Origin of the sequence: Pseudidiomarina sp. PP-1MA (assembly GCF_041200125.1) — a bacterium.
GTDB classification, from domain to species: Bacteria; Pseudomonadota; Gammaproteobacteria; order Enterobacterales; family Alteromonadaceae; genus Pseudidiomarina; species Pseudidiomarina fusca.
Genome location: NZ_CP165718.1, coordinates 39,524 through 59,868 on the forward strand (window position 1 = coordinate 39,524; position 20,345 = coordinate 59,868).

The window sequence follows — 20,345 nt, forward strand, 5'->3', positions numbered from 1 at the left end:
AAGTCAGCCAAAAGCTATTGCGTTTAATAGAGGTTAGTTATAGTTTGATAGAAACCATAGTAAGTTGTTAGTTTAATTTAAACAAGAACATCACAAGGATGCGGTCCAGATGCAACCGATTTCCGCTGATGCGGTGCTGCAAGAGTTTAGAAACAAGGTAACCGGCAATATCGTCTGGTTTATTGCGGGCACCACTCTGTTGTTGGCTGCAGTGCAAGGCTGGATGGGGCACTGGTGGCAAACTTTGATGATTCTAGTGGCCGGAGCTATTGCCGCGGCGGTGGCATGGCAATACCGTGGGCAACGCATTCCAACGCCATGGCGGGTGGTACTTATGGTTGTCTTAGTGAGCATCACGGTGATGTCGATTGAGAAGAACGGCAGCTTAGGCGTGTATTGGTCATACCCGCTGTTAATTACCGCTTTTTTTATGTTTAGAGGGGTATTAGCGGTCCTTGTAGGGGCCGTTATTGGTGATCAGATGTTGAAGCAGCTCGCTGAGCGCTTGAAGCGCAGCATTCGTAGTACCGATAAACTGTTTCGCGTAGGCGGTGAAGAGTTTATGGTGGTCATGCCTGAAACAACGCTAACGCAGGCGCTAGCTGCCGCTGAGAAGCTACGTCATGCGGTAGCAGAAAAGCCGTTTGCAGGTAAAGATGCGACCGTATCGCTAACGGTAAGTTTGGGGGTGGCAGAATTGGCAGCAGAAATGACTTGGAGCCAATGGATTAATCAAGCAGATACTGCTTTACTTGAAGCCAAGAAACAGGGTCGTAATCAAGTGAGTCAAGTGCCGACAGGAATGCCAACCCATGACCGAATTTAGCTCCTTTATGCCTACCGCTGCAATCATGCCAACGAACGTCTGGCAGCGTTTTCGCTTAGTTGCGATGCGCACCATCTACTTTGGCGTAGGAGCAATATTGCTCATGCTAGCGGTCCTAGCAGCCATGGACAAGGCTTGGTGGCAAGCATTGGTATTACTTTTGGTGGGCGGTGCCTTTGTGGTGACCTGGTGGAGATATCAACAGCACTTGGCCCCACAGTGGATTAACTTCGTGTTTGTTTGTGCGCTAGGCGCATTGGTTAGTTTTAGCATGAAAAGTGCCGGCATGATGGCGGTGTACTGGATGTACCCGGTATTGGCGATGGTCTTTTTTATGTTCGATAAAACCATCTTCATTCTGGTCATTATGCTGGTGTACGCGCTTTTTGCCGCGGCAATGTATCAGTTTTTACCGTTCGACTACGCGTGGCGCATCGGTCTCTCCATGTTGGTTCTAATTGCGGTTGGCGCAACCTTTTTAGTGATGATGCTGAACATGCAGCGTAATCTGATTAAGGCGACCACCTCAGACCCTCTCACTGGTTTTTACAAACGCGAATATTTAGATGAATTACTGCAACACCACCTACAACAAGCTGAGCAGCGTCAGCACTCTTTGTGTTTGATGTTAATAGACTTAGATGCCTTTAAAGCGGTCAACGATAAATTCGGCTATATGTTTGGCGATGCGGTATTGCAAGATACGGCTCGCCGTATTCGCGCCTGCTGTCGTCCAGATGATATTTTTATTCGCGGCAATGGCGCAGAGTTTATTGTGATTTTTCTTAATGCCAGTTTACGGGAGGCCGCGCAGTACAGTGGCTGTGTACTGGATAATTTACGCCATGAACCTTTTGCTATCAAAAGCATGATGGCACGGGTAACGGCCAGCGCTGGGGTCACTCAATGGCGTCCCGGCGAAAGCTGGGAGCAACTGTTAGAAAAGGCCGACGATGCTATGGATACAGCGAAGAGCCAAGGTCGAGATCGGCTTAGAATTGCGCAATAAATTTGCACCGAGCGCACAGCATGGCTACAATTCGCTCCTTTAAAACAGGAGCAGCTAGCATGGCACCGGTATTAATCTTAATGGGGTCGAAATCAGACTGGCCCGTAATGAAGAACGCAGCAAAAATGTTGGAAGACTTAGGCGTTGCTTGGCAAGCGCAAGTGGTCTCTGCCCACCGTACTCCCGATTTACTGCAAACCACGATGCAGCAAGCTGAACAAGATGGGGTGCCCGTGGTGATTGCTGGCGCCGGCGGCGCTGCGCATCTGCCAGGAATGTTAGCTGCATTCACTGCTATTCCGGTCTTTGGTGTGCCAGTTCCGAGCAAACAACTTAAGGGTTTAGACAGCTTGCTATCTATTGTGCAAATGCCAAAAGGTGTAGCCGTAGGTACTCTTGCGATTGGTGACGCCGGTGCTGCAAACGCTGGTTTGTTGGCGGCTCAGGTTATCGGTTCGTTTGATCCCACGGTACGCGCTAAGGTTCAGGCTTTTAGAGCCCACCAGCGTGAGCAAGTATTACAAGGGTCTAAGCTGGAGTTAGATGCATGAAAATTCTGTTTATCGGTGACGGCCAGCTAGGTCAGATGCTTGGCGCGAGCGGGATTAGCCATGGCCATGAGTGTCTACTTTTTAGTACCCGTAGTAACACCGTTAAACCTTTGAGTGCACAACTAGACTTGAGCATGAGCTTAGCCGAAGCTATTGCTTGGGCGGACGTGGTTAGCTGGGAACACGAGGATATTCCGGCGGATATCATCGCTGCAGCGCATGATAAATTTTTGATGGACCCCGCGCGCATTAAGAGCCTTACCGATCGCCGCGCCGAGAAGAAATTATTTGATGATTGCCAAGTGCCAACCTCTCCGTGGCAAACTTACCACAACGCCGATGAGCTAACCAAGATCCTCCAGCAGGCGGAACAGCCGTTGGTTCTTAAAGCAGCTCGTGGCGGTTATGACGGTAAAGGGCAGTGGCGTTTTGGGGTGGCTGACGAGGTAGCAGAAGTGGCTGCTGCTGCCGGCCAAGCGCCCGGTATCGCTGAACAAATGATAGCGTTTGAGCGCGAAGTATCGCTGGTAGGAGCGCGCAGTAAGGATGGTAGTATTTGTTGCTATCCACTGATTACCAACGTTCATGAGCGCGGTATTTTAAGTTATAGCTTAGGTGCGATAGACCCTGTGTCAGATGCATTGCAGCAGCAAGCTGAGGCATGCTTTAAACGTCTTACAGATGCGTTAAATTATGTCGGTGTGCTTGCTATTGAATTTTTTGTGGTGGAAGAACAGCAACAAACTAAGTTGTTGGTAAATGAGATTGCCCCGCGCGTACACAACTCGGGTCATTGGACCATGACCGGCGCCAATAGTAGCCAATTTGACCTGCATATTCGGGCGCTAACTGGCATGCCATTACCGTTATTAAGATTAACGCCCACGCTGATGTTAAACGTGATTGGTGCCGAACAAATTCCAGCTGGATTGTGGCACCATGCCGATACCGATTGTCATTGGTACAACAAAGAAGCTCGCCCGGGCCGTAAGGTTGGTCATGTCAATATTCGTACAGCCAATCGTGATACGGCCCAGCAATGGGTGAGCCAATGGGCGCATAAGTTGCAGGTTTTGGCGGATTAAACCAATACCTGCTGCAGCCATTTGCTAATGGCGGCTATCTGTTCTGGACACACCTGGTGTTGCATCTGAAACGTCTGATATTGCACTTGATAGTTATGCTCAGCCAGCCATTGCTGGGCATGTCTACCAAGAGCTTCAGCGACGACCGGATCTTGGCTGCCATGTTGCACTAATATGGCCAGATCAGCATTAGCGCTGTGTGGTTGAATGCTTTGATGTGTCGCTAAGTAACTTGATAGCACCAGCAACCCGGCGAGGCGCTTGGGATAACTGAGAGCTGCTTCGTAAACTACCGCACCGCCTTGAGAGAAGCCTGCAAGAACAATGTGATCAGGTTTAATTCCGCGTTCTAGCTCACGTTCAATCAGTGCCTGTACTTGCGCTGCGGATTCACGCAATTGCTGTTCATCGACCTCACGCTCAATACTCATACTCAGAATATCGTACCAAGCGGGCATGCGCATACCACCATTAATGGTTACTGGCAGGTGCGGAGCATGGGGGAAGATAAAGCGTGCATGCACCCCCGCAGGTAACTGCAGGTGAGGCACCAAGGGTACAAAATCATGACCGTCGGCACCAAGGCCATGTAACCAAATGATGGCATGAGTTGCGGGCTGCTGAGGTTCAATTTGCTCGCAAGCTAAATACGACATATGAGTTATTCTCCAGATTTGTTGTTGCTGCGGTTTTTACCTAAACCGCCGCTGATAGTTAATTGCATGGCGTCAGCTGCCGACATGTCCAAGGGGGTCACGGCGCTACGCGGTACCATGATCATGTACCCGCCCACGTTGTAGCTCATGGGGAGAAACACTGCAATGTGGTCATCATCTAAAGTTTCTGACAGGCGGTCGCCTTTAATTCCACTCTTTTTGGTGACGATGCCAATCAAACGAATATCGCCGCCCGGCAAATGCACCAGCACCACCGACTCGTCGGAGAAACTTTTGCCCGACATCAGATCAAAAACATCATTGATGGTGCCATAAATACTGCGAAGTAATGGCATCCGCTCCATAATATTTCCTGGCAACTGCCAGAGCTTATTCAGTGCTGTCCATTGCGAGCTAAAGCCTACCGCTGCGGCCAACACCAAAAAGCTGACAAAAGCCAGCCCGGGCAAATAATACTTATCCCCAAGCAAGGCTTTCCAGATCGGGCTTAACCAAGTTTCGATGGTCACCAATAACCAATGAGCTAAAGCGATTGTTACCACCAGCGGCAACAAAATAGCCAAGCCTTTGAGTAAATACTGTATGGCGGTTTTCATTGTGATAATCTCTAGCGACATGTTTCTATAGCTTAACGTCTTTTGAGGGCGATTATGAAGTTATTTGGCAGTTATACCTCACCCTATGTACGGCATTGCCGCATTGTGTTGGCATTACAGCAGCAACCGTACCAATTTATTATGACCGATCAACAAGCAAGTGGTCAGCATTCACCTACGTATCGGGTGCCTTTTTTACAACATAATGAGCAGACCTTTTATGACTCTGCCTCTATTGTTCGTTACCTACGTGAGCAAGCTGGACAAGCTTTTTGTCAAGATGCAGCGGACTATGATCTGTTTTGCATGGTGAACACCGCATTAGACACTACCATTAATCTCTTTTTGCTTGAACGAGATGGCTTAACAGCTGAGCATAGTGCCTACTTGCAGCGTCAGCAGCAGCGCATTGAGGCCATTTTAGCGTTGTTGAATCAACGTACGTGGAGCCTACCAGAACAGCCCGAGCAATTATCAGATGGGCTGTTACGGTTGGCTTGCTATTTGAGCTGGGCCCAATTTCGGCAGCAAATAGATATTTTGCATTATCCGAATTTACAACAATTTTTATTGGCACTAAATGGTCAGCCTTGGTTTGCTAACACACACCCAGCGCTGAGCTAATAATAACAATCGAAGGGAGTTATTGACCTATGAAATATATCGCCGCGGTGGCTAGCTTGGCACTCTTAAGTGCTTGCTCGCCGCAACCAGAAGAGACCTCAACGGAGACATCCATGCAGACATCCGTACCGTCGTCTATCACTTATCCAACCACGTTTCGAGGCAACGTTACTGATACTTATTTTGGTACGAGCGTAGCTGACCCTTACCGTTGGTTAGAAGACGATCGTAGCGCAGAAACTGAAGCTTGGGTGAAAGCTCAAAACGAAGTAACGTTCGCTTACCTAAATGAAATCCCATTACGAGCGAAGATCAAAGCCCGCTTAACTGAGCTGTGGAACTATGAAAAAGTAGGCTCACCTTTTAAAGAGGGTAACTACACCTATTTCTACAAAAACGATGGGTTACAAAACCAATACGTGGTTTACCGTACCGATGCAGAAGGGAACACGGAAGTCTTTCTTGACCCCAATACTTTCAGTGAAGATGGCACCACCAGCTTGGCTAGCTTGAGCTTCTCAAAAGATGGTTCGATTGCTGCTTATGCGATCTCTGAGGGCGGCAGTGACTGGCGTAAAATCATTGTGATTGATGTCGAAACCAAAGAACAGCTTGAGCCAGTCTTGGTAGACGTGAAGTTCAGCGGTATTTCTTGGTATGGCAACGAAGGCTTCTATTACTCGAGTTACGATAAGCCGGAAGGGTCTGAATTATCAGCGAAAACCGACCAGCACAAACTGTATTATCATAAACTAGGTACTGCCCAAGCTGATGATGCCGTGATTTTTGGCGGTACTGAAGCTGAAAAGCACCGTTATGTGGGTGGCTATGTCACGGAAGATGACAACTATTTGCTGATTAGTGCATCGGTATCAACATCTGGTAACAAGTTGTTTATTAAAGACTTAACCAAACCAGAGAGCGAGTTAGTGACCATCGTGGGTGACACTGATAGCGATACTGGTTTATTAGATAACGTAGGTAGCAAGCTGTACCTGGTTACTAATCGCAATGCGCCTAATCAAAAAATTGTGACGGTTGACGCCAGTGCGCCGCAACCAGCTAACTGGAAAGATTTTATTGCCGAAACTGATTATGTGTTAAGTGCCTCAACGGGTGCTGGTTACATCTTTGCTGAATATATGGTGGACGCGATTGCCCAAGTACAGCAATACGATTACGACGGTAACAAGGTACGTGAAGTTGCGTTACCAGGGGTAGGGAGTGTCGGTGGCTTCTCTGGTAAGCGTGACGAAGAAACGTTGTACTATTCATTCACCAACTACAGCACACCAAGCACCATCTATGCTTACGAGCCGGATGCAGGTGAATCTGAGGTGTATGAACAGCCACAAACCGCGTTTAATAGCGATGATTATGAATCAAAACAGGTTTTTTACACCTCAAAAGATGGTACCAAGGTACCAATGATCATCACGCACAAAAAGGGCTTAGAGCTCGATGGCAGCAACCCGACCATTCTCTATGGTTACGGTGGCTTCAACGTCAGTCTCACGCCTTCATTTAGTATGGCCAATGCCATGTGGTTAGAGCTTGGTGGTGTGTATGCCGTAGCTAACTTGCGTGGTGGCGGTGAGTACGGTAAAGCATGGCATGATGCTGGTACTCAGTTACAAAAGCAGAATGTGTTTGATGACTTTATTGCTGCGGCCGAGTATTTAATTGCTGAAGGCTTTACCTCAAGTGAGCGCTTGGCTATTCGCGGTGGCTCTAATGGTGGCTTGTTAGTAGGTGCGGTGATGACTCAGCGGCCAGACCTAATGCAAGTTGCTTTACCAGCCGTTGGGGTACTAGACATGCTGCGCTATCATACCTTTACCGCTGGCGCTGGTTGGGCTTATGACTACGGCACTGCAGAAGATAGCAAAGAGATGTTTGAGTATCTTTATGGCTATTCGCCAGTGCATAACGTCAAGTCTGGTGTGGAATATCCAGCTACCTTGGTCACCACGGGCGACCATGATGACCGTGTGGTACCTGCGCACTCCTTTAAGTTTGCCGCAGAGCTTCAAGCTAAAGCAGGTGGTAGCAATCCTCAGCTGATTCGGATTGAGACCAATGCCGGTCATGGTGCTGGTACTCCGGTATCAAAAACCATTGAGCAATATGCTGATATTTACGGCTTTACCCTGTGGAACATGGGGATTAAAGAGTAATCCATAAGTGCATGAAAAAAGCCCTTGTTGGTTTATCCAGCAAGGGCTTTTTAGTAGGTGTAATAACTGGTTTGGGTGCTAATCAATACTAGGCTTTATAGCTAGGAACTTTAGGGCCATGTACCACTTCAACACTCAACATGCCTTGGTCGATTGCCGCTGGCAGGTCGGTTTCTAAGAGCGGCTGTGCCTCAGCAAAAGGTACATTTAACGCCATCACACCCCAAGCTTGATTCCGGCCGTGCACTTTACCGGCGTAGAGCACCATATCGGCAAGTTGTAAGGTGTCTTCCCAGTCCATTTGATTCTCGTTTAAATCCGCAAATGGATAACAGATAAAGCCAGCTGTCGCGGTAACATGCAGCTCTTTATCACCAGACTGGATCGGCTTTTCGCTAATGGCTGCCAGTAATCTTGCGGTGAGGGCTGGTAAGCGTTTCTGCTCGGTGCTGCTAAGATAAATTAAGAACTCTTCACCACCCCAACGTACCACCAGATCGGAATCTCGCGAAACCTCTAATAAGCGCTTTGAAACCTCAAGTAACACATCGTCACCCACGGTATGGCCAAGATTGTCGTTGATGCGTTTAAAGTGATCGATATCGAGCAAAATCATCGCATCACCTTGCGCATCATGCTGGTCGTTTAACTTATTTTGCAAGGCACGGCGGTTTAACAGCCCGGTAAGAGGATCACGAATGGATTGTTCAGCAAGTTTTACGTTCGCCACTTTAAGTTCTTGGTTAGAGCGACGCGCTGAGCGGTACAACATAAAGACTAAGACTGCGCCAAACAGTGCCACCACGACCAATAGCAGCAAGATTGTGCGCTTTTGCTCTTGGTTCTGAATGAGCTGCTGGTTCAACTCGTTTTTTTGCTCTAGTAGCAAAATTTGCTGAGCTTTATCTTTGCTATCGTACAAATTCTGTAACTCGGCAACGCTTTTCTGTTGCTCCGCTTTATAAATTTGGTCGCGTAGCTCTCGTTGCTCGAGCAGGATAGCAGCCTTTTCTTGATAGTTGCCGGCAATTCCAAGGGCTTCAGCATACTCACCAAGTAAGGCTTCAGTTTCTACGGGCGCCCATTCAGCTCGTGCTAGTTCGACAATCTCAAGCATCTTACTCAGACCGTTAGCATAGTCGCCTTCGTAAACTTCGATAAAACCTAAGTTAAAACGAATGATGGTTTCATTAAACTCATCGTTATTTAATTTAGCAATAGCGTAGGCTTCGTCGAAAGCTTGGCGCGCTCCGGCAAAGTCACGCACCTTCATATCGATATCACCAATATTATTAAGCACGGTCAAATAGGTACTTTGATAATCCGGGTCGTCAGCTATAAGCTTTTTTACTTGGGCGTAATGAGCTAAGGCTGCATCATAATTTTCGCGGGCTGTTTCGATGACGCCACGCTGGAAGGTGACTTCTACCAAATAGGCTTTTGCATTAGGAAGCTCTGCCGTACGAACTTCAAGGTCATCCAATTGCTCTAGCGCAAGGTCATAGCTCTTCTGCTGATTATAAATGTTGGCGATGCGCAACTTGAGACTAGCTTGGCGCAATATAGTGCGCTCAGTATTGGTGCCGCTAATGGCATCTAGGGCATAAATAAGATGCTCGAGCGCTGCTGCGAATTGGCTACGAGCTGAATACACATAAGCAGCAAGATTATGCACAAAATACTTAACTCGCGGCATGGTTGCTTGTTCCACCGGAACTAACGCGTCATTAAGAATCGCTAACGCCTCAGAAACCTTATTATCTAACAGTAAAATATAGATTTCGGTGCCACCAGTTTCAGCTAAGGCATCGGGTAGGCCGCTGCGCTGCGCAAGTGCTTTCATTTGTTGTAAATAGTCTTGCGCTTGCTCGGGCCGTTTATTGTAATGATGATTAGAGGCGATGTAACCAAGCAGTCGAATGCGAGTCATAACCGGTGTTTGTTCGCTGGTGCTCTCATGCAGCTCAAGTAAACGAACCAACGAGGCCTCATAATCAGACTCATTTAAGAGGCCTTCGAGTTCTTTTTCTATTGCAGCATCTGTCGGCGGAAGCATGTCTGCATAACTTATATTGGCAAAGGTTAATGCCACCAATAAAAGCATGCTCAAAATAGCCGCATGAATGTACCGAACCATGAATTCTCCCGCTGTTCTTCTTGGGTTATTAAGAGCACCTTATCGCACTGGTTGGGCCAGTGACAGGCAAATGCGTTGAATAACCGCTATGACCGCTTATATGCTGTAGTGTTAATTGTTTGTAATCAAGCCGTTTGTTATACCACAAAGATACAAATGGTTACATATCGAAACAATGAAAATTTGCCTGTCAGCCAATTCAAGTTATAGTGCTGCAGTGAAAATATATCTTTACAGTTTCGTGTTTACCTTGAAGGAATCACACATGGCTTTAAGAAATAAATTTATAATCAGTGGGTTAGCGTTATCAACACTGATGATTTTTGGTTGCAGCAATGATGCGGCGACAGAATTAAAAGCGACACCACCTGTCGCTGAGAAGATCCCGTACCTGGTTAAATCACCTCATGGCGACCGTAATGATCCATATTATTGGTTGCGTGATGATGAGCGGAAGGCGCCGGCTATGATCGCTCATTTAGAGGCAGAAAATGCTTATTACGATGCTTATCGCAGTAGCTATGCTGAATTAACCGCCACGGTTGAACAAGAAATCATCGGTCGTATCAAACAAGACGATAGCTCGTTGCCTTATGTGAAAGGCGACTACGAATATTCAACGGTATACGAAGCAGGTAAAGAGTATCCTATTTACCAGCGTCGCGATTTGCGTGTTGCTGATGCTGAGCCTGAAGTGATGCTGGATGTGAACGAGTTAGCCCAAGGGCAAGCGTTCATGCAAGTAAGCAATATGCAGGTGAGCCCAAATCAGCAACTGTTAGCCTACATGGTAGATCCAACCGGTCGTCGTCAATACGAGCTACGTATTCGTGATTTAACCACCGGTGAAGACCTCCCTGACCGGCTACAAGGCTTATCTTCAGCTATAGCTTGGGCTAAAGACAACGAAACCTTGTTTGTGATTGAAAACGATCCGCAGACGTTACTATCAACTCGGGTATTGAAGCACAAATTAGGTCAACCTGCGGCACAAGCAGAATTGGTATATGAAGAAACCGATAACACCTTCTATATGTACGTTAGTAATACCAAAGATGGTGAGTACATTACCATCAGCCTGTCCCAGACGGTATCGAGTGAGTTGCATATCTTAGATGCGGACACACCTAATGCTGAATTTACCTTGTTTGCACCGCGTGAGCGCCATCTGAAATACAGTGCTGACCATATTGATGGGCGCTGGATCATTCGCACCGATATGGATGCTCCGAATTACCAAATGATGCAAGTGAGTCATGCTGACATTGGTGATAAAGCTAACTGGCAACCATTGATTGCGCCAAGTGATGACGTCTTTATCCAAGATTATGAGGTGTTTACCGATTATCTGGCGCTTAACGAGCGTAGTAACGGTTTGCGCCGAATTCGCATTGTGCCTTGGCAAGACCCAGCCGCCGCGCAAGTAGTTGCAGCTGATGAGCAAGCCTACGTGATGTCGTTCGAGCGTAATGTCGAGCAAGCTACCGATACTCTACGTTACACCTACAGCTCGTTGACCACGCCAGCGACTATTTACGCATATGACATGACTAGTGGTGAACAACAGCAGCTCAAGCAAACAGAAGTACCTAACTACAACGCGAGTTTATATAGCACTGAGCGCACTTGGGCTAAAGCTGATGATGGCACTATGGTGCCAGTCACCTTGTTGTACCAAAAAGGCTTTCGCAAAGATGGTACCGCGCCGCTCTATCAGTATGCCTACGGCTCATATGGTTCTAGCTCAGATCCGTACTTCCGCTCGACGGTGTTTAGCCTAGTAGATCGCGGTTTTGTGTATGCAATAGCTCACATTCGCGGTGGGCAAGAAATGGGGCGGCAGTGGTATGAAGACGGTAAACTGCTTAATAAAATCAATACATTTACTGACTTTATTGATGTTACCGAGCACCTCGTAGCTGCAGGCTATGCGCATCCAGATAAAGTGTTTGCGATGGGCGGTAGCGCTGGTGGCTTGTTGATGGGTGCTGTAGCCAACATGGCTCCACAACATTACCGCGGGCTGATGGCACACGTACCTTTTGTGGACGTGGTCACCACTATGCTGGATGAAACCATTCCGTTAACCACCAACGAGTTTGATGAGTGGGGTAATCCTAAGCAAAAAGCTTACTACGATTATATGTTGTCGTATTCTCCGTACGATCAAGTGAGTGCACAGGACTACCCAGCGATCTTGGTTACAACCGGTTTACACGATTCGCAGGTGCAATATTTTGAGCCAGCTAAATGGGTCGCTAAATTACGGGAGCACAAAACTGATGCTAACCCGCTGATGTTCAAAACCAACATGACTGCTGGACATGGCGGTAGTTCAGGTCGGTTTGCGCGAATGAAAGAAATTGCTGAAGAGTATGCTTTTATCTTGAATTTGCTTGAAGCTAAGTAGACTCGATTTAAACCTGCGATAGCTTCAATAAGAAAAAGCCAGTAAGCACTAACTTACTGGCTTTTTTATTTTCTATGCGAAGGGATTAGCAGTTATCTTAAAACTCTGCGTTGTGATAAATGTTCTGCACATCATCACAGTCATTCAGCATGTCTAAAAACTTCTCCATCAACGCAATATCGTCGTCACTGCTAAGCGTAGTACTTACTTGCGGCAGATACTGAATTTCGTCAACTTCAAAGTCCAGATCAGGAAACGCATCCAATAAGGCTTGCTTAGCTTTGTACGACTCTGTATGAGGCGCAAATACGGTGATAAAACCGCCTTCAGCCTCAACATCAGTCACATCGACATCAGCCATCATTAAGGCTTCAAGCACGGCATCTTCATCTTCGCCAGCAAAGCGCAAAATGGCGCAATGGTCAAACATGTGCGCTACACTGCCCGGAGCCCCTAACTTACATTTAGTTTTGGTAAAGCAGTTACGCACTTCACCGATGGTACGGTTAGGGTTATCCGTTAAACATTCCACCATCACCATGCAGTTACCAGGGCCAAAACCTTCATAAATGGCTGGCGCATAATCTTCACCCGCACCGCCTTTTGCTTTATCAATGGCCTTTTCAATAACGTGGGCTGGCACTTGGTCTTTCTTGGCGCTGTCAATTAAGCTACGCAACTGCAGGTTACCACTTGGATCTATCCCGCCTTGCTTTGCTACAACGTAAATTTGGCGGCCATATTTACTGTAAACTTTGCTTTTTGCCGCAGCAGTCTTGGCCATCGACTCTTTGCGGTTTTGATAGGCACGACCCATAATTGCTCTCGCTATTGTTTTTTTAGAAAGGCGCAATTTTAAACTGAGTTACAGGTGATAATCCAGTTTAAACCACCAGATTCGTCCGGGTTCGTTAACTTGAGTTATCTGCTCAAAGCCTGCAACCATGGCTCCAGCACTGCTTAGATGTTCGGCATAAGCTTTATCCAACAGGTTATCAATGCCAAAACTTAGCTTCAATTGCTCGTTTAGTGACCAATGGGCGTTGATGGCTAAGGTGCCAAAACCGGCAGTCGCTTTGAAGTCGTTGCCAACAATATTACCTTGCCCAATGGCAACGCGATGTTGATTATCAACCACCCGCCACAAGCCGGCAAAGGTCCAATCTTGCAACTGATATTCGGCTCCAAACTTAAGCTCTAACGGTGGCTGTTGGGCTAAGGCAAGATGGTCGGTTAAGTTACTACCATGAGTGTAGGCCACCGAAGCATCAAGCAATAGGTTATCAGACCAACGATAGTTGGCTAGCAGCTCACCACCAAAACTCTCTGCTTTAATTGAGCGGGCTAAATCAGCTGCCATGTGTTGGCCATTTTCAATCAGAATGTAGTTATCAACACGGCTATAGAACAACGATGCCATGAGTTCTAGGTTGTGCTGACGCAGATGGTAGCCAACATCCAATTGATGGTTAACTTCAGTGTCTAAGAAAAACGAGGACAAAGAAGTTTCACTACGGGTTTTGTTGCCAATGATCTCCCAGAAATCAGGGAAACGTTCGGCTCTGCCAACCCCAACAAACCATTGATGGTCGCCAACTTTAGTTTCTGCACGCATAAACGCACTCACTAAATCAGCATCGCGCTCGGCATTGGCAGTAGGGTTCACAACTGGGCTCATCATAGTGCCTAGTTGCTGACGTTGGTCAAGGGCTTGCCATTGATCAAAGCGTACTCCCGATAACAGCAAGGTGCGGTCTGTCAGGGCATAGCTAGCTTCCGCAAAAACCCCAGTTTGCTCAAAAATGGCATCGGCAATTCTTGGTTTCTCTTCATAGGGCATCAGCGGTTGGTTCATGCTAACGCGCTCGCGGTGCTCATGATATTGATGGTCTAACCCGACTTTTAGCGCAGACCAAAACTCGCTATCGATGGTGGCAACTAAACGGCCTCCGCGAGTGTAACGATCGGGGTTACGCGCCGCTGGGTTCGGCATCATGGCAGTTGGCCGAAAGTCTCGTAAACTGTAGTTATCCATCACGTGGTCGACATAGCCGTAATAGACTTGTGCATCAAACTCAGCTAACCAATCGGTGAGATACGCTTGGCGCCAACGCAAGCTGGCACTGTCGCGATCAAAAACTGAGCCATCCATCGCCCGGTCAGCATAGGCAGCTTCGGCACCACTATTGCCCAAGGTTACCATCAGTAGCGTATCGGCAGACGGGGTCCAGCCCAACTGTAAATCGGTACCCCAGCGCTCGTAGGCACTATTCACAGCCACCCCATTACCATCCTCATAAGCATCAGCCTCACTGTGGGTGGCGCTTAAACGCATAAAGCCAAGCTCGCTGCCGATACCGTAGTCGGCATTAAATTCGCGGCGACCGTAAGCGGCGCCAATCAAGCTTACTTGGCCGGGGCTTTGGGTTGCATCAAATTGATAATTTTCGCGTTCGAACAATACGGTGGCAGAGGCGGGTCCATACAGCACGCTCTGAGGGCCTTTGATGATTCGAATGCGGTCAAAATTTTGTGGATTAATGTAGGCAGTAGGAGGGTCCATGCGGCCACTACAACCACCCAAGATCATTTGGTCATCACCGGCTATGGTTAGTCTGGAGCCAGCCGCACCGCGGAACACGGGGTCACCACTGGTGCCACCTTTACGAATAATTGAAAAGCCCGGAATCGACTTCAAATAATCAGCACCATCATGTGCCGGTATCGGTTGCTGTGGCGCTTTAGTATCTTTTGCTAATTCAATACTGTTGAGCGGCTTTACCCCAGTAATAATAATACGCTCTAGGTCTTTGTCGGTTTCATCCTGAGTTGGCTCATTGGCTATAGCTGCAGTTGCTAAAGTGGCCATAAATAATGCGAGAGCTGATTTTGCGAACATGGTAAATACCTCACCCAACAATGGTCTGTGTCATAGTGTGCGCTATTATCAACCTATTGAAAATTATACCGATGTGGCAAAGTGTCGCAGCTGGATTTATTGCCATTTGCATGCATACTTAAGAGGTATCTAAAAAGAGGTGAGTGATAGTGACGAAACGAGATAGCATCGTAGCCTTATTGCTACTCCTTATTACATTAACGGCAAGTGTAGTGATTTGGCAGCATGGTGCTGCGGCTAACCCCTATGCGGTGCTAGCCTTGGTGCCAATGGCCGCAGCTATGCTACTACTGCCGTTCCGGCTGGCCTGGCTGGTGATGGGATTAGGCATCGCAGGGCAGCTGTGGCAGCTGCAAGCCGAGCTACCCACTCATCATCAGATGGATACCCATTATCGGGCAATGGTTTATGGCCAAGTTTTTGCTGCACTGCTGCTGGGAGTGACTTTACATTGGCTGCGAGTTCGTATTGTGCGCCAACAACAAGCGATTCGCTCATTGCAACAACGCCAACATCGTGATGAACAGTTGGTATCGATAGGTACGGCCGCAGCGCAGTTTAGTCATGAGGTAGCCAGCCCTATTCAAACCATCCAGTTCTTATTAGAAGACGCTCGCCAGCAATACCCCAACGATGCAGATTTGCAATTAGCGGAACAACAAGTCAAACGTATTCATAATTTACTGTTAGATTGGCGCCAAGTTGCTGAAGATGTTCGTACCCATCGGCTGATGCCGTTTGAGGTGCATCAGTTACTGCAGCAACTCCAAGATGCTTTGCTTATCGCACGACCTGATATTCACGCTAATTGGCACGATCAAGTACAACAGCCCGTTGCTGTGCGTGCTGATCGAACTTTATTACCCGCCTTATTGAGTTTATTGCACAACGCAGCCGATGCCGCGCAAGCAACGCAACAGCAACTCGAGCCCGAGCCGTTAGCGCATCCGCTAGCGATTGAGGTGCTAGCAGCCTTAGATGGTAACGATTGGGTATTAACTATCAGCAACACCGGCAGCGCTGATGAATTACCACCGGCCCCTCAGTTAGGCCAGCAGCTGTTACCCAGCAGCCGCGGTGCAGGCGCAGGCACCTTGCTTAGTTATTCCACCATTGAAAGGTTTCAAGGCCGAGTCAGCTGGCGCCGCGAACTCATTAGTAGTGCAGAGAACTTGATTCAAGTGGTAGCTGAAATTCGTTTACCGACGGAGCCCTACAGTGACTGAACGACTCTTGATTATTGATGATGATATTACTTTATTACAAACCCTGGCTGCGCGTATGCAGCGCTATGGCTACGAGGTGATGACGGCGGCCAGCGAAGATGAATTGAAGCAGATCACAGTGTCGCCAATTGCCAACATCCTATTGGACCTAAAATTTGGCCATGCCAATGGCCTAGAACTGATAAAACCATTACAGCAACGATTTAAACCTAAGCACCTAGTAGTGTTGACCGGCTATGCCAGTATTGCAACCTCAGTTGCTGCTATCAAAGCTGGCGCTACAGACTATTTAGCAAAACCGATTCAAACCCAGACGCTACTGCAAAGTTTAGAACATGCAGAGAGCTCGCATGCGGATGAACTGCCAGAGCTGGCTGAACATCACCTCAGCCCCGCCCAGTTAGAGTGGGAGCATATTCAACGCACCCTGCAAGAATACGACGGTAATATTTCCGCAACGGCCCGAGCTTTAGGGATGCACCGGCGTACGCTACAACGCAAATTAGGTAAGTATTCACCCCTTAAGGAGTAACAGTATGAAAGCCATTAAAATAATCGCTGCTAGTGTGTTAGCAGCCTTGTCGTTAACGGGTTTTGCGCAAACCAGTAGCGCAGATGAGCAACAGCGCTTAGAGCAATCGCGTGCCATGAGTAAGGCACTCGGAAGCCAACTAAGTGCTACGCTCATGAAGGCCATGCAAGAACAAGGCCCGGTGCATGGTATCCAAGTATGCAATGAGCAAGCACCAGCCATCGCTGCAGCCGTTAATGCTGCGAATCAAGGCGATACAAAGGCGGTAGTTTCGCGTACCGCTTTGAGGGTACGCAATACCAACAATGCCCCCACCGCCGAACAGCGCGCTGTGCTAGAGTACTTTCAAGCGCGGATGAACCAAGGCGAAACAGCACCAGAACTGATGTTTTCATCAAGTGACGGCAACCAGTACTATATGAAAGCGATTGTAATGCAACCGCAATGTGCTGCTTGTCATGGGGGCTCAATTAAGCCAGAAATTGCGCAAGCAGTACAAGCGAAGTATCCCGCCGATCAAGCTACCGGCTTTGCCGTAGGTGATTTGCGCGGCGCCTTTTTAGTACAGTGGCTTGACGCAAGAAATTGATCCTGATCAACATCTGCGCACCAATAACCTTATAAAATTTAGGGTATATCAACCAAGGAGTGCAGTATGAAAAAATCAGCAATCGCAGCCAGTGTCGTTTTAGGCCTTTTAGCAACTCCAGCAATGGCAGAATTCAACGCTGACAATTTCAGCGTTAATGTTGGTGCGATCAGTGTTATGCCTGACGATAGCAGCAGCTCATTAAATGTTGTCGAAAGCTTAGCAGGCTTGCCCGCAGGCACGACCGGGGTAAACGTCAATACCAATACTCAGCTAGGTTTAACTTTTGACTATAAGTTAAACACTAACTGGACCTTAGAATTAGTTGCGGCAACACCATTTAGCCATGATGTGTATGCAACCGGAGCTTTAGCTGGTTTAAAAGTAGGTAAAGTAAAGCACTTGCCACCTACATTGTTAGCTCAATATCATTTTGATCTTGCAAATGATGCGATTGACCCGTTCGTTGGTTTTGGCGTGAACTACACTACTTTCTTTGATGAGCAAGCATCATCTGAGTTGGTAGGTGCGTTAACTGGTCTAGGTGCAGTCACCGCGTCAGATAGCGTTACTCTAGCTCTTAAAGACAGCTGGGGCTATGCCTTGCAAGCGGGTGTTAACGTTGCAATTAGTGACAATTGGGGCTTACACTTCATGGTCAGTAAAATGGATATCGACACCGATGCCGATGTTCGTATTAACAACGCAACCGCGCAGCGTGTTAACGTAGATATCGACCCGTATGTAGCGATGGCTGGTATTCGCTATCGTTTCTAAGCGATGGAAACTTATCGATACAAAGGCGGCTTCGGTCGCCTTTTTTTATGGTTGCAGTTGGTGAAAAATCATGTATTTTAGAATAAACCGAAATACGAATGAGTTCGTATTATAGTTAACAAGGCCATTTTAGCTGAATACGACAGGAGCCCTACGATGAGCACTAGAATTCATGTTGAACCTTTTTTAGACGACGATAGCGAAACTTTTAGCTACGTTATCCACCGCACCGATGAAAAAGCTGCAGCTGTTATCGACCCTGTACTTGATTTTGATTATAAATCTGGCCGCACTAAAACCAATGGCGCGCAGCGCATGGTTGATTACATTAAGCAAAACGACTTGTCGGTAGAGTGGATCTTAGAAACACATGCGCACGCCGACCATTTGTCAGCAGCCCCGTTTATCAAACAAAACGTAGGTGGCAAGATAGGTATCGGTGAGCATATCAAACAAGTGCAAACGATTTTCAAAGAGATCTTTAATCTTGAAAAAGAGTTTTTACCTAACGGTACCCAGTTTGATCATTTATTTACTGATGGCGAGCAGTTTCAAGTAGGTAGCATGCAACTGCGTGTTATGCATACTCCGGGACATACGCCAGCAGACCTAGCATACATTGTCGATGAGCAAATGGCTTTTGTTGGCGACACCCTGTTTATGCCAGATGTGGGTACGGCTCGTTGTGATTTCCCTGGTGGTAGCGCCACAACGTTATATCGCTCCATCAAAAAGCTACTAGCGTTGCCAGAAACGACGGATATTTATATTTGTCATGATTACCCACCAGCAGGGCGGGGGCACGAGTATCGCACCACAGTGGCTGATCAGCGTAAACATAGTAAACACGTGCATGATGGCGTGAGCGAAGCAGAGTTTGTGAAAATGCGTGAAGAGCGTGATGCAACGTTAGAGATGCCACGGTTGATTTTACCTTCTATTCAGGTGAATATTCGCGCCGGTAAAATGCCCCCAGCTGACGACAATGGCAAAGTCTACTTAAAGCTACCCATTGATCAGCTGTAGCAACAATAGGGTTATCCTAATCTTTTAACGGAGAGCATTCATGGCCAAGAAGTTGCCAGCTAAGTATGAAACCAAAGTCATGCCGCTGATATTGTCCATTTTAATGACCTTTATTGTGTCCTTGGTAAGCACTATTCGAGCGGTAGGGATGCCTGATAATTTTATGCAGTTATGGTCACAGGCTTGGCTCATTTCTTGGCTGGTGGCGTTTCCGGTATTATTAATTTTATTGCCGATTGTAAAACGCTTGACCAAGGTGATCGTTGAATAATGCAAGTTGCCATTTTTTGGTTACTGTTATTGAGCTGTTTAACCCCATGGATGAGTGCACCCGTCGCGCTAGTTATGGGGTTTGTTGCAACTGCACTGGGATTACACCCAGGCCCTGTAGCAATAGCCAGCTGGGTTAAGCAATTACTCGGAATAGCCATTGTCGCTATGGGGTTTGGCGTGCAGTTACAAGCGGCCGTTAGCTTAACGGGGAGCTATTTGGGGTTGATTGTTGCCTCAATTGTACTGACGTTAGTCGCAGCTTGGTTGCTTGGTAGGGCCTTTCGAGTTCACCCCACCACTAGTTATTTAATTGGCTCTGGTACAGCCATTTGTGGCGGTAGTGCAATTGCCGCTATTGGGCCTGCCATTCATGCTAAAGCCGACCAACTGGCGTTAGCTATGGCAACAGTTTTTACGCTGAATGCGGTGGCCTTGGTGGTGTTTCCTCTTGTCGGCCATGCCCTTGATTTAGACCAGCATACCTTTGGCGTTTGGGCTGCCATTGCTATTCATGATACTTCGTCGGTAGTAGGGGCTGCGCAGGCCTATGGCAATGAGGCTCTGCAGGTCGCCACCACCCTTAAGTTAGCACGAGCTCTGTGGATTGTGCCGCTAGCGCTGTTATCAGCATGGTGGTATCAGCGGATGCAGCCGAACGCCGGGCGGGTTAAGGTAAGTTTGCCATGGTTTATTTTAGGCTATGTGCTGGCCATGTTAGTGCATTATGTTTGGCCGCAATTTACTCCTGCTTATGACCTCCTCTTTCATGGCGGTAAACAACTTCTCGTGGTTTGTTTGTTCTTGATTGGAGCTAGCATGAGTTGGGCTAAGCTCAAAGCCGCTGGCGGAGCAGCCCTGTTATTAGCCGTGTTGCTGTGGTTGTTGATTGGCGCTGGTTCTTTAGCCTGGTTGTTACTAGCGAGTTAATAGA

General features: G+C 47.6%; 19 protein-coding genes. 14 read left to right on the forward strand and 5 right to left on the reverse strand.

From position 1 onward, the window contains the following. The first annotated feature begins 109 nt into the window (after positions 1-109). Genes AB8S08_RS00190 through AB8S08_RS00205 form a run of 4 tightly spaced genes read left to right on the forward strand, consistent with a single transcriptional unit; the run spans position 110 to position 3,471 of the window. Positions 110-826 (forward strand): GGDEF domain-containing protein, encoded by a 717-nt coding sequence (locus AB8S08_RS00190; protein WP_369742991.1) that lies wholly within the window; start codon positions 110-112, stop codon positions 824-826. Further along, the gene (locus AB8S08_RS00195) at positions 813-1,835 is read left to right on the forward strand and encodes a diguanylate cyclase (protein WP_369742992.1); all 1,023 of its coding nucleotides are present in this window, start codon (positions 813-815) and stop codon (positions 1,833-1,835) included. The genes AB8S08_RS00190 and AB8S08_RS00195 overlap by 14 nt, the downstream gene beginning before the upstream one ends. 59 nt (positions 1,836-1,894) lie before the next feature. Next, positions 1,895-2,386: a 5-(carboxyamino)imidazole ribonucleotide mutase gene (gene purE / locus AB8S08_RS00200; protein WP_110075676.1), complete on the forward strand. Its 492-nt coding sequence runs from the start codon at positions 1,895-1,897 to the stop codon at positions 2,384-2,386. Further along, the gene (locus AB8S08_RS00205; protein WP_110075675.1) at positions 2,383-3,471 is read left to right on the forward strand and encodes a 5-(carboxyamino)imidazole ribonucleotide synthase; all 1,089 of its coding nucleotides are present in this window, start codon (positions 2,383-2,385) and stop codon (positions 3,469-3,471) included. Before purE ends, AB8S08_RS00205 begins: the two co-directional genes overlap by 4 nt. On the opposite strand, the gene AB8S08_RS00210 is transcribed toward AB8S08_RS00205, so the two are convergent. Together AB8S08_RS00210 and AB8S08_RS00215 are read right to left on the reverse strand one after the other, a co-directional pair. Continuing rightward, on the reverse strand, positions 3,468-4,127 hold the full coding sequence (locus AB8S08_RS00210; RefSeq protein ID WP_369742993.1) for an alpha/beta hydrolase: 660 nt from the start codon (positions 4,125-4,127) through the stop codon (positions 3,468-3,470). The genes AB8S08_RS00205 and AB8S08_RS00210 overlap by 4 nt on opposite strands. A gap of 5 nt (positions 4,128-4,132) precedes the next feature. Continuing rightward, on the reverse strand, positions 4,133-4,744 hold the full coding sequence (locus AB8S08_RS00215; protein WP_110075790.1) for a DUF502 domain-containing protein: 612 nt from the start codon (positions 4,742-4,744) through the stop codon (positions 4,133-4,135). 54 nt (positions 4,745-4,798) lie between these two features. Here AB8S08_RS00215 and AB8S08_RS00220 point away from each other — a divergent pair, with 54 nt between their 5' ends. Both AB8S08_RS00220 and AB8S08_RS00225 read left to right on the forward strand, forming a co-directional pair. Further along, the gene (locus tag AB8S08_RS00220; protein ID WP_110075673.1) at positions 4,799-5,368 is read left to right on the forward strand and encodes a glutathione S-transferase family protein; all 570 of its coding nucleotides are present in this window, start codon (positions 4,799-4,801) and stop codon (positions 5,366-5,368) included. A 29-nt stretch (positions 5,369-5,397) separates the two neighbouring features. Further along, positions 5,398-7,545 (forward strand): prolyl oligopeptidase family protein, encoded by a 2,148-nt coding sequence (locus tag AB8S08_RS00225; RefSeq protein WP_369742994.1) that lies wholly within the window; start codon positions 5,398-5,400, stop codon positions 7,543-7,545. Positions 7,546-7,633: 88 nt separating this feature from the next. Here the strand turns inward: AB8S08_RS00225 and AB8S08_RS00230 are convergent, their stop codons facing one another. Next, a complete protein-coding gene (locus tag AB8S08_RS00230) occupies positions 7,634-9,682 on the reverse strand; it encodes a diguanylate cyclase domain-containing protein (RefSeq protein ID WP_369742995.1) in 2,049 nt (682 codons plus the stop codon). A gap of 265 nt (positions 9,683-9,947) precedes the next feature. On the opposite strand from AB8S08_RS00230, the gene AB8S08_RS00235 reads away from it, so the two are divergent. Next, entirely contained in the window at positions 9,948-12,092 is a 2,145-nt protein-coding gene (locus AB8S08_RS00235; RefSeq protein ID WP_369742996.1) for a S9 family peptidase, read from the forward strand. A 97-nt stretch (positions 12,093-12,189) separates the two neighbouring features. On the opposite strand, the gene AB8S08_RS00240 is transcribed toward AB8S08_RS00235, so the two are convergent. Then, positions 12,190-12,909 carry a YebC/PmpR family DNA-binding transcriptional regulator gene (locus AB8S08_RS00240; RefSeq protein ID WP_153826572.1) on the reverse strand — a complete coding sequence of 240 codons (720 nt, stop codon included), beginning with the start codon at positions 12,907-12,909 and terminating at the stop codon, positions 12,190-12,192. Positions 12,910-12,957: 48 nt separating this feature from the next. After that, complete coding sequence (locus tag AB8S08_RS00245) at positions 12,958-14,991, reverse strand: TonB-dependent copper receptor (RefSeq protein ID WP_369742997.1); 2,034 nt, start codon at positions 14,989-14,991, stop codon at positions 12,958-12,960. A gap of 149 nt (positions 14,992-15,140) precedes the next feature. Here AB8S08_RS00245 and AB8S08_RS00250 point away from each other — a divergent pair, with 149 nt between their 5' ends. From AB8S08_RS00250 to AB8S08_RS00280, 7 genes are all read left to right on the forward strand, one after another. Further along, positions 15,141-16,217 carry a HAMP domain-containing histidine kinase gene (locus AB8S08_RS00250; RefSeq protein ID WP_110075668.1) on the forward strand — a complete coding sequence of 359 codons (1,077 nt, stop codon included), beginning with the start codon at positions 15,141-15,143 and terminating at the stop codon, positions 16,215-16,217. After that, positions 16,210-16,749 (forward strand): response regulator transcription factor, encoded by a 540-nt coding sequence (locus AB8S08_RS00255; RefSeq protein WP_219968237.1) that lies wholly within the window; start codon positions 16,210-16,212, stop codon positions 16,747-16,749. The genes AB8S08_RS00250 and AB8S08_RS00255 overlap by 8 nt, the downstream gene beginning before the upstream one ends. Before the next feature lie 4 nt (positions 16,750-16,753). Beyond that, entirely contained in the window at positions 16,754-17,338 is a 585-nt protein-coding gene (locus tag AB8S08_RS00260; protein ID WP_369742998.1) for a DUF3365 domain-containing protein, read from the forward strand. A 66-nt stretch (positions 17,339-17,404) separates the two neighbouring features. Further along, positions 17,405-18,115, forward strand: coding sequence for an OmpW family protein (locus AB8S08_RS00265; protein ID WP_110075666.1), 711 nt, complete (start codon positions 17,405-17,407; stop codon positions 18,113-18,115). 156 nt (positions 18,116-18,271) lie between these two features. Beyond that, positions 18,272-19,141: an MBL fold metallo-hydrolase gene (locus AB8S08_RS00270; RefSeq protein ID WP_369742999.1), complete on the forward strand. Its 870-nt coding sequence runs from the start codon at positions 18,272-18,274 to the stop codon at positions 19,139-19,141. A gap of 40 nt (positions 19,142-19,181) precedes the next feature. After that, on the forward strand, positions 19,182-19,412 hold the full coding sequence (locus tag AB8S08_RS00275; RefSeq protein ID WP_369743000.1) for a DUF2798 domain-containing protein: 231 nt from the start codon (positions 19,182-19,184) through the stop codon (positions 19,410-19,412). Next, the gene (locus tag AB8S08_RS00280) at positions 19,412-20,341 is read left to right on the forward strand and encodes a YeiH family protein (RefSeq protein ID WP_369743001.1); all 930 of its coding nucleotides are present in this window, start codon (positions 19,412-19,414) and stop codon (positions 20,339-20,341) included. Before AB8S08_RS00275 ends, AB8S08_RS00280 begins: the two co-directional genes overlap by 1 nt. Positions 20,342-20,345 lie beyond the last annotated feature (4 nt).

Bases quoted from the DNA above. Each gene is read 5' to 3' on its own strand.
- AB8S08_RS00190 (WP_369742991.1), top strand. From the start codon at position 110: ATGCAACCGATTTCCGCTGATGCGGTGCTGCAAGAGTTTAGAAACAAG.
- AB8S08_RS00195 (WP_369742992.1), top strand. From the start codon at position 813: ATGACCGAATTTAGCTCCTTTATGCCTACCGCTGCAATCATGCCAACG.
- purE (WP_110075676.1), top strand. From the start codon at position 1,895: ATGGCACCGGTATTAATCTTAATGGGGTCGAAATCAGACTGGCCCGTA.
- AB8S08_RS00205 (WP_110075675.1), top strand. From the start codon at position 2,383: ATGAAAATTCTGTTTATCGGTGACGGCCAGCTAGGTCAGATGCTTGGC.
- AB8S08_RS00210 (WP_369742993.1), bottom strand. From the start codon at position 4,127: ATGTCGTATTTAGCTTGCGAGCAAATTGAACCTCAGCAGCCCGCAACT.
- AB8S08_RS00215 (WP_110075790.1), bottom strand. From the start codon at position 4,744: ATGAAAACCGCCATACAGTATTTACTCAAAGGCTTGGCTATTTTGTTG.
- AB8S08_RS00220 (WP_110075673.1), top strand. From the start codon at position 4,799: ATGAAGTTATTTGGCAGTTATACCTCACCCTATGTACGGCATTGCCGC.
- AB8S08_RS00225 (WP_369742994.1), top strand. From the start codon at position 5,398: ATGAAATATATCGCCGCGGTGGCTAGCTTGGCACTCTTAAGTGCTTGC.
- AB8S08_RS00230 (WP_369742995.1), bottom strand. From the start codon at position 9,682: ATGGTTCGGTACATTCATGCGGCTATTTTGAGCATGCTTTTATTGGTG.
- AB8S08_RS00235 (WP_369742996.1), top strand. From the start codon at position 9,948: ATGGCTTTAAGAAATAAATTTATAATCAGTGGGTTAGCGTTATCAACA.
- AB8S08_RS00240 (WP_153826572.1), bottom strand. From the start codon at position 12,909: ATGGGTCGTGCCTATCAAAACCGCAAAGAGTCGATGGCCAAGACTGCT.
- AB8S08_RS00245 (WP_369742997.1), bottom strand. From the start codon at position 14,991: ATGTTCGCAAAATCAGCTCTCGCATTATTTATGGCCACTTTAGCAACT.
- AB8S08_RS00260 (WP_369742998.1), top strand. From the start codon at position 16,754: ATGAAAGCCATTAAAATAATCGCTGCTAGTGTGTTAGCAGCCTTGTCG.
- AB8S08_RS00265 (WP_110075666.1), top strand. From the start codon at position 17,405: ATGAAAAAATCAGCAATCGCAGCCAGTGTCGTTTTAGGCCTTTTAGCA.
- AB8S08_RS00270 (WP_369742999.1), top strand. From the start codon at position 18,272: ATGAGCACTAGAATTCATGTTGAACCTTTTTTAGACGACGATAGCGAA.
- AB8S08_RS00275 (WP_369743000.1), top strand. From the start codon at position 19,182: ATGGCCAAGAAGTTGCCAGCTAAGTATGAAACCAAAGTCATGCCGCTG.
- AB8S08_RS00280 (WP_369743001.1), top strand. From the start codon at position 19,412: ATGCAAGTTGCCATTTTTTGGTTACTGTTATTGAGCTGTTTAACCCCA.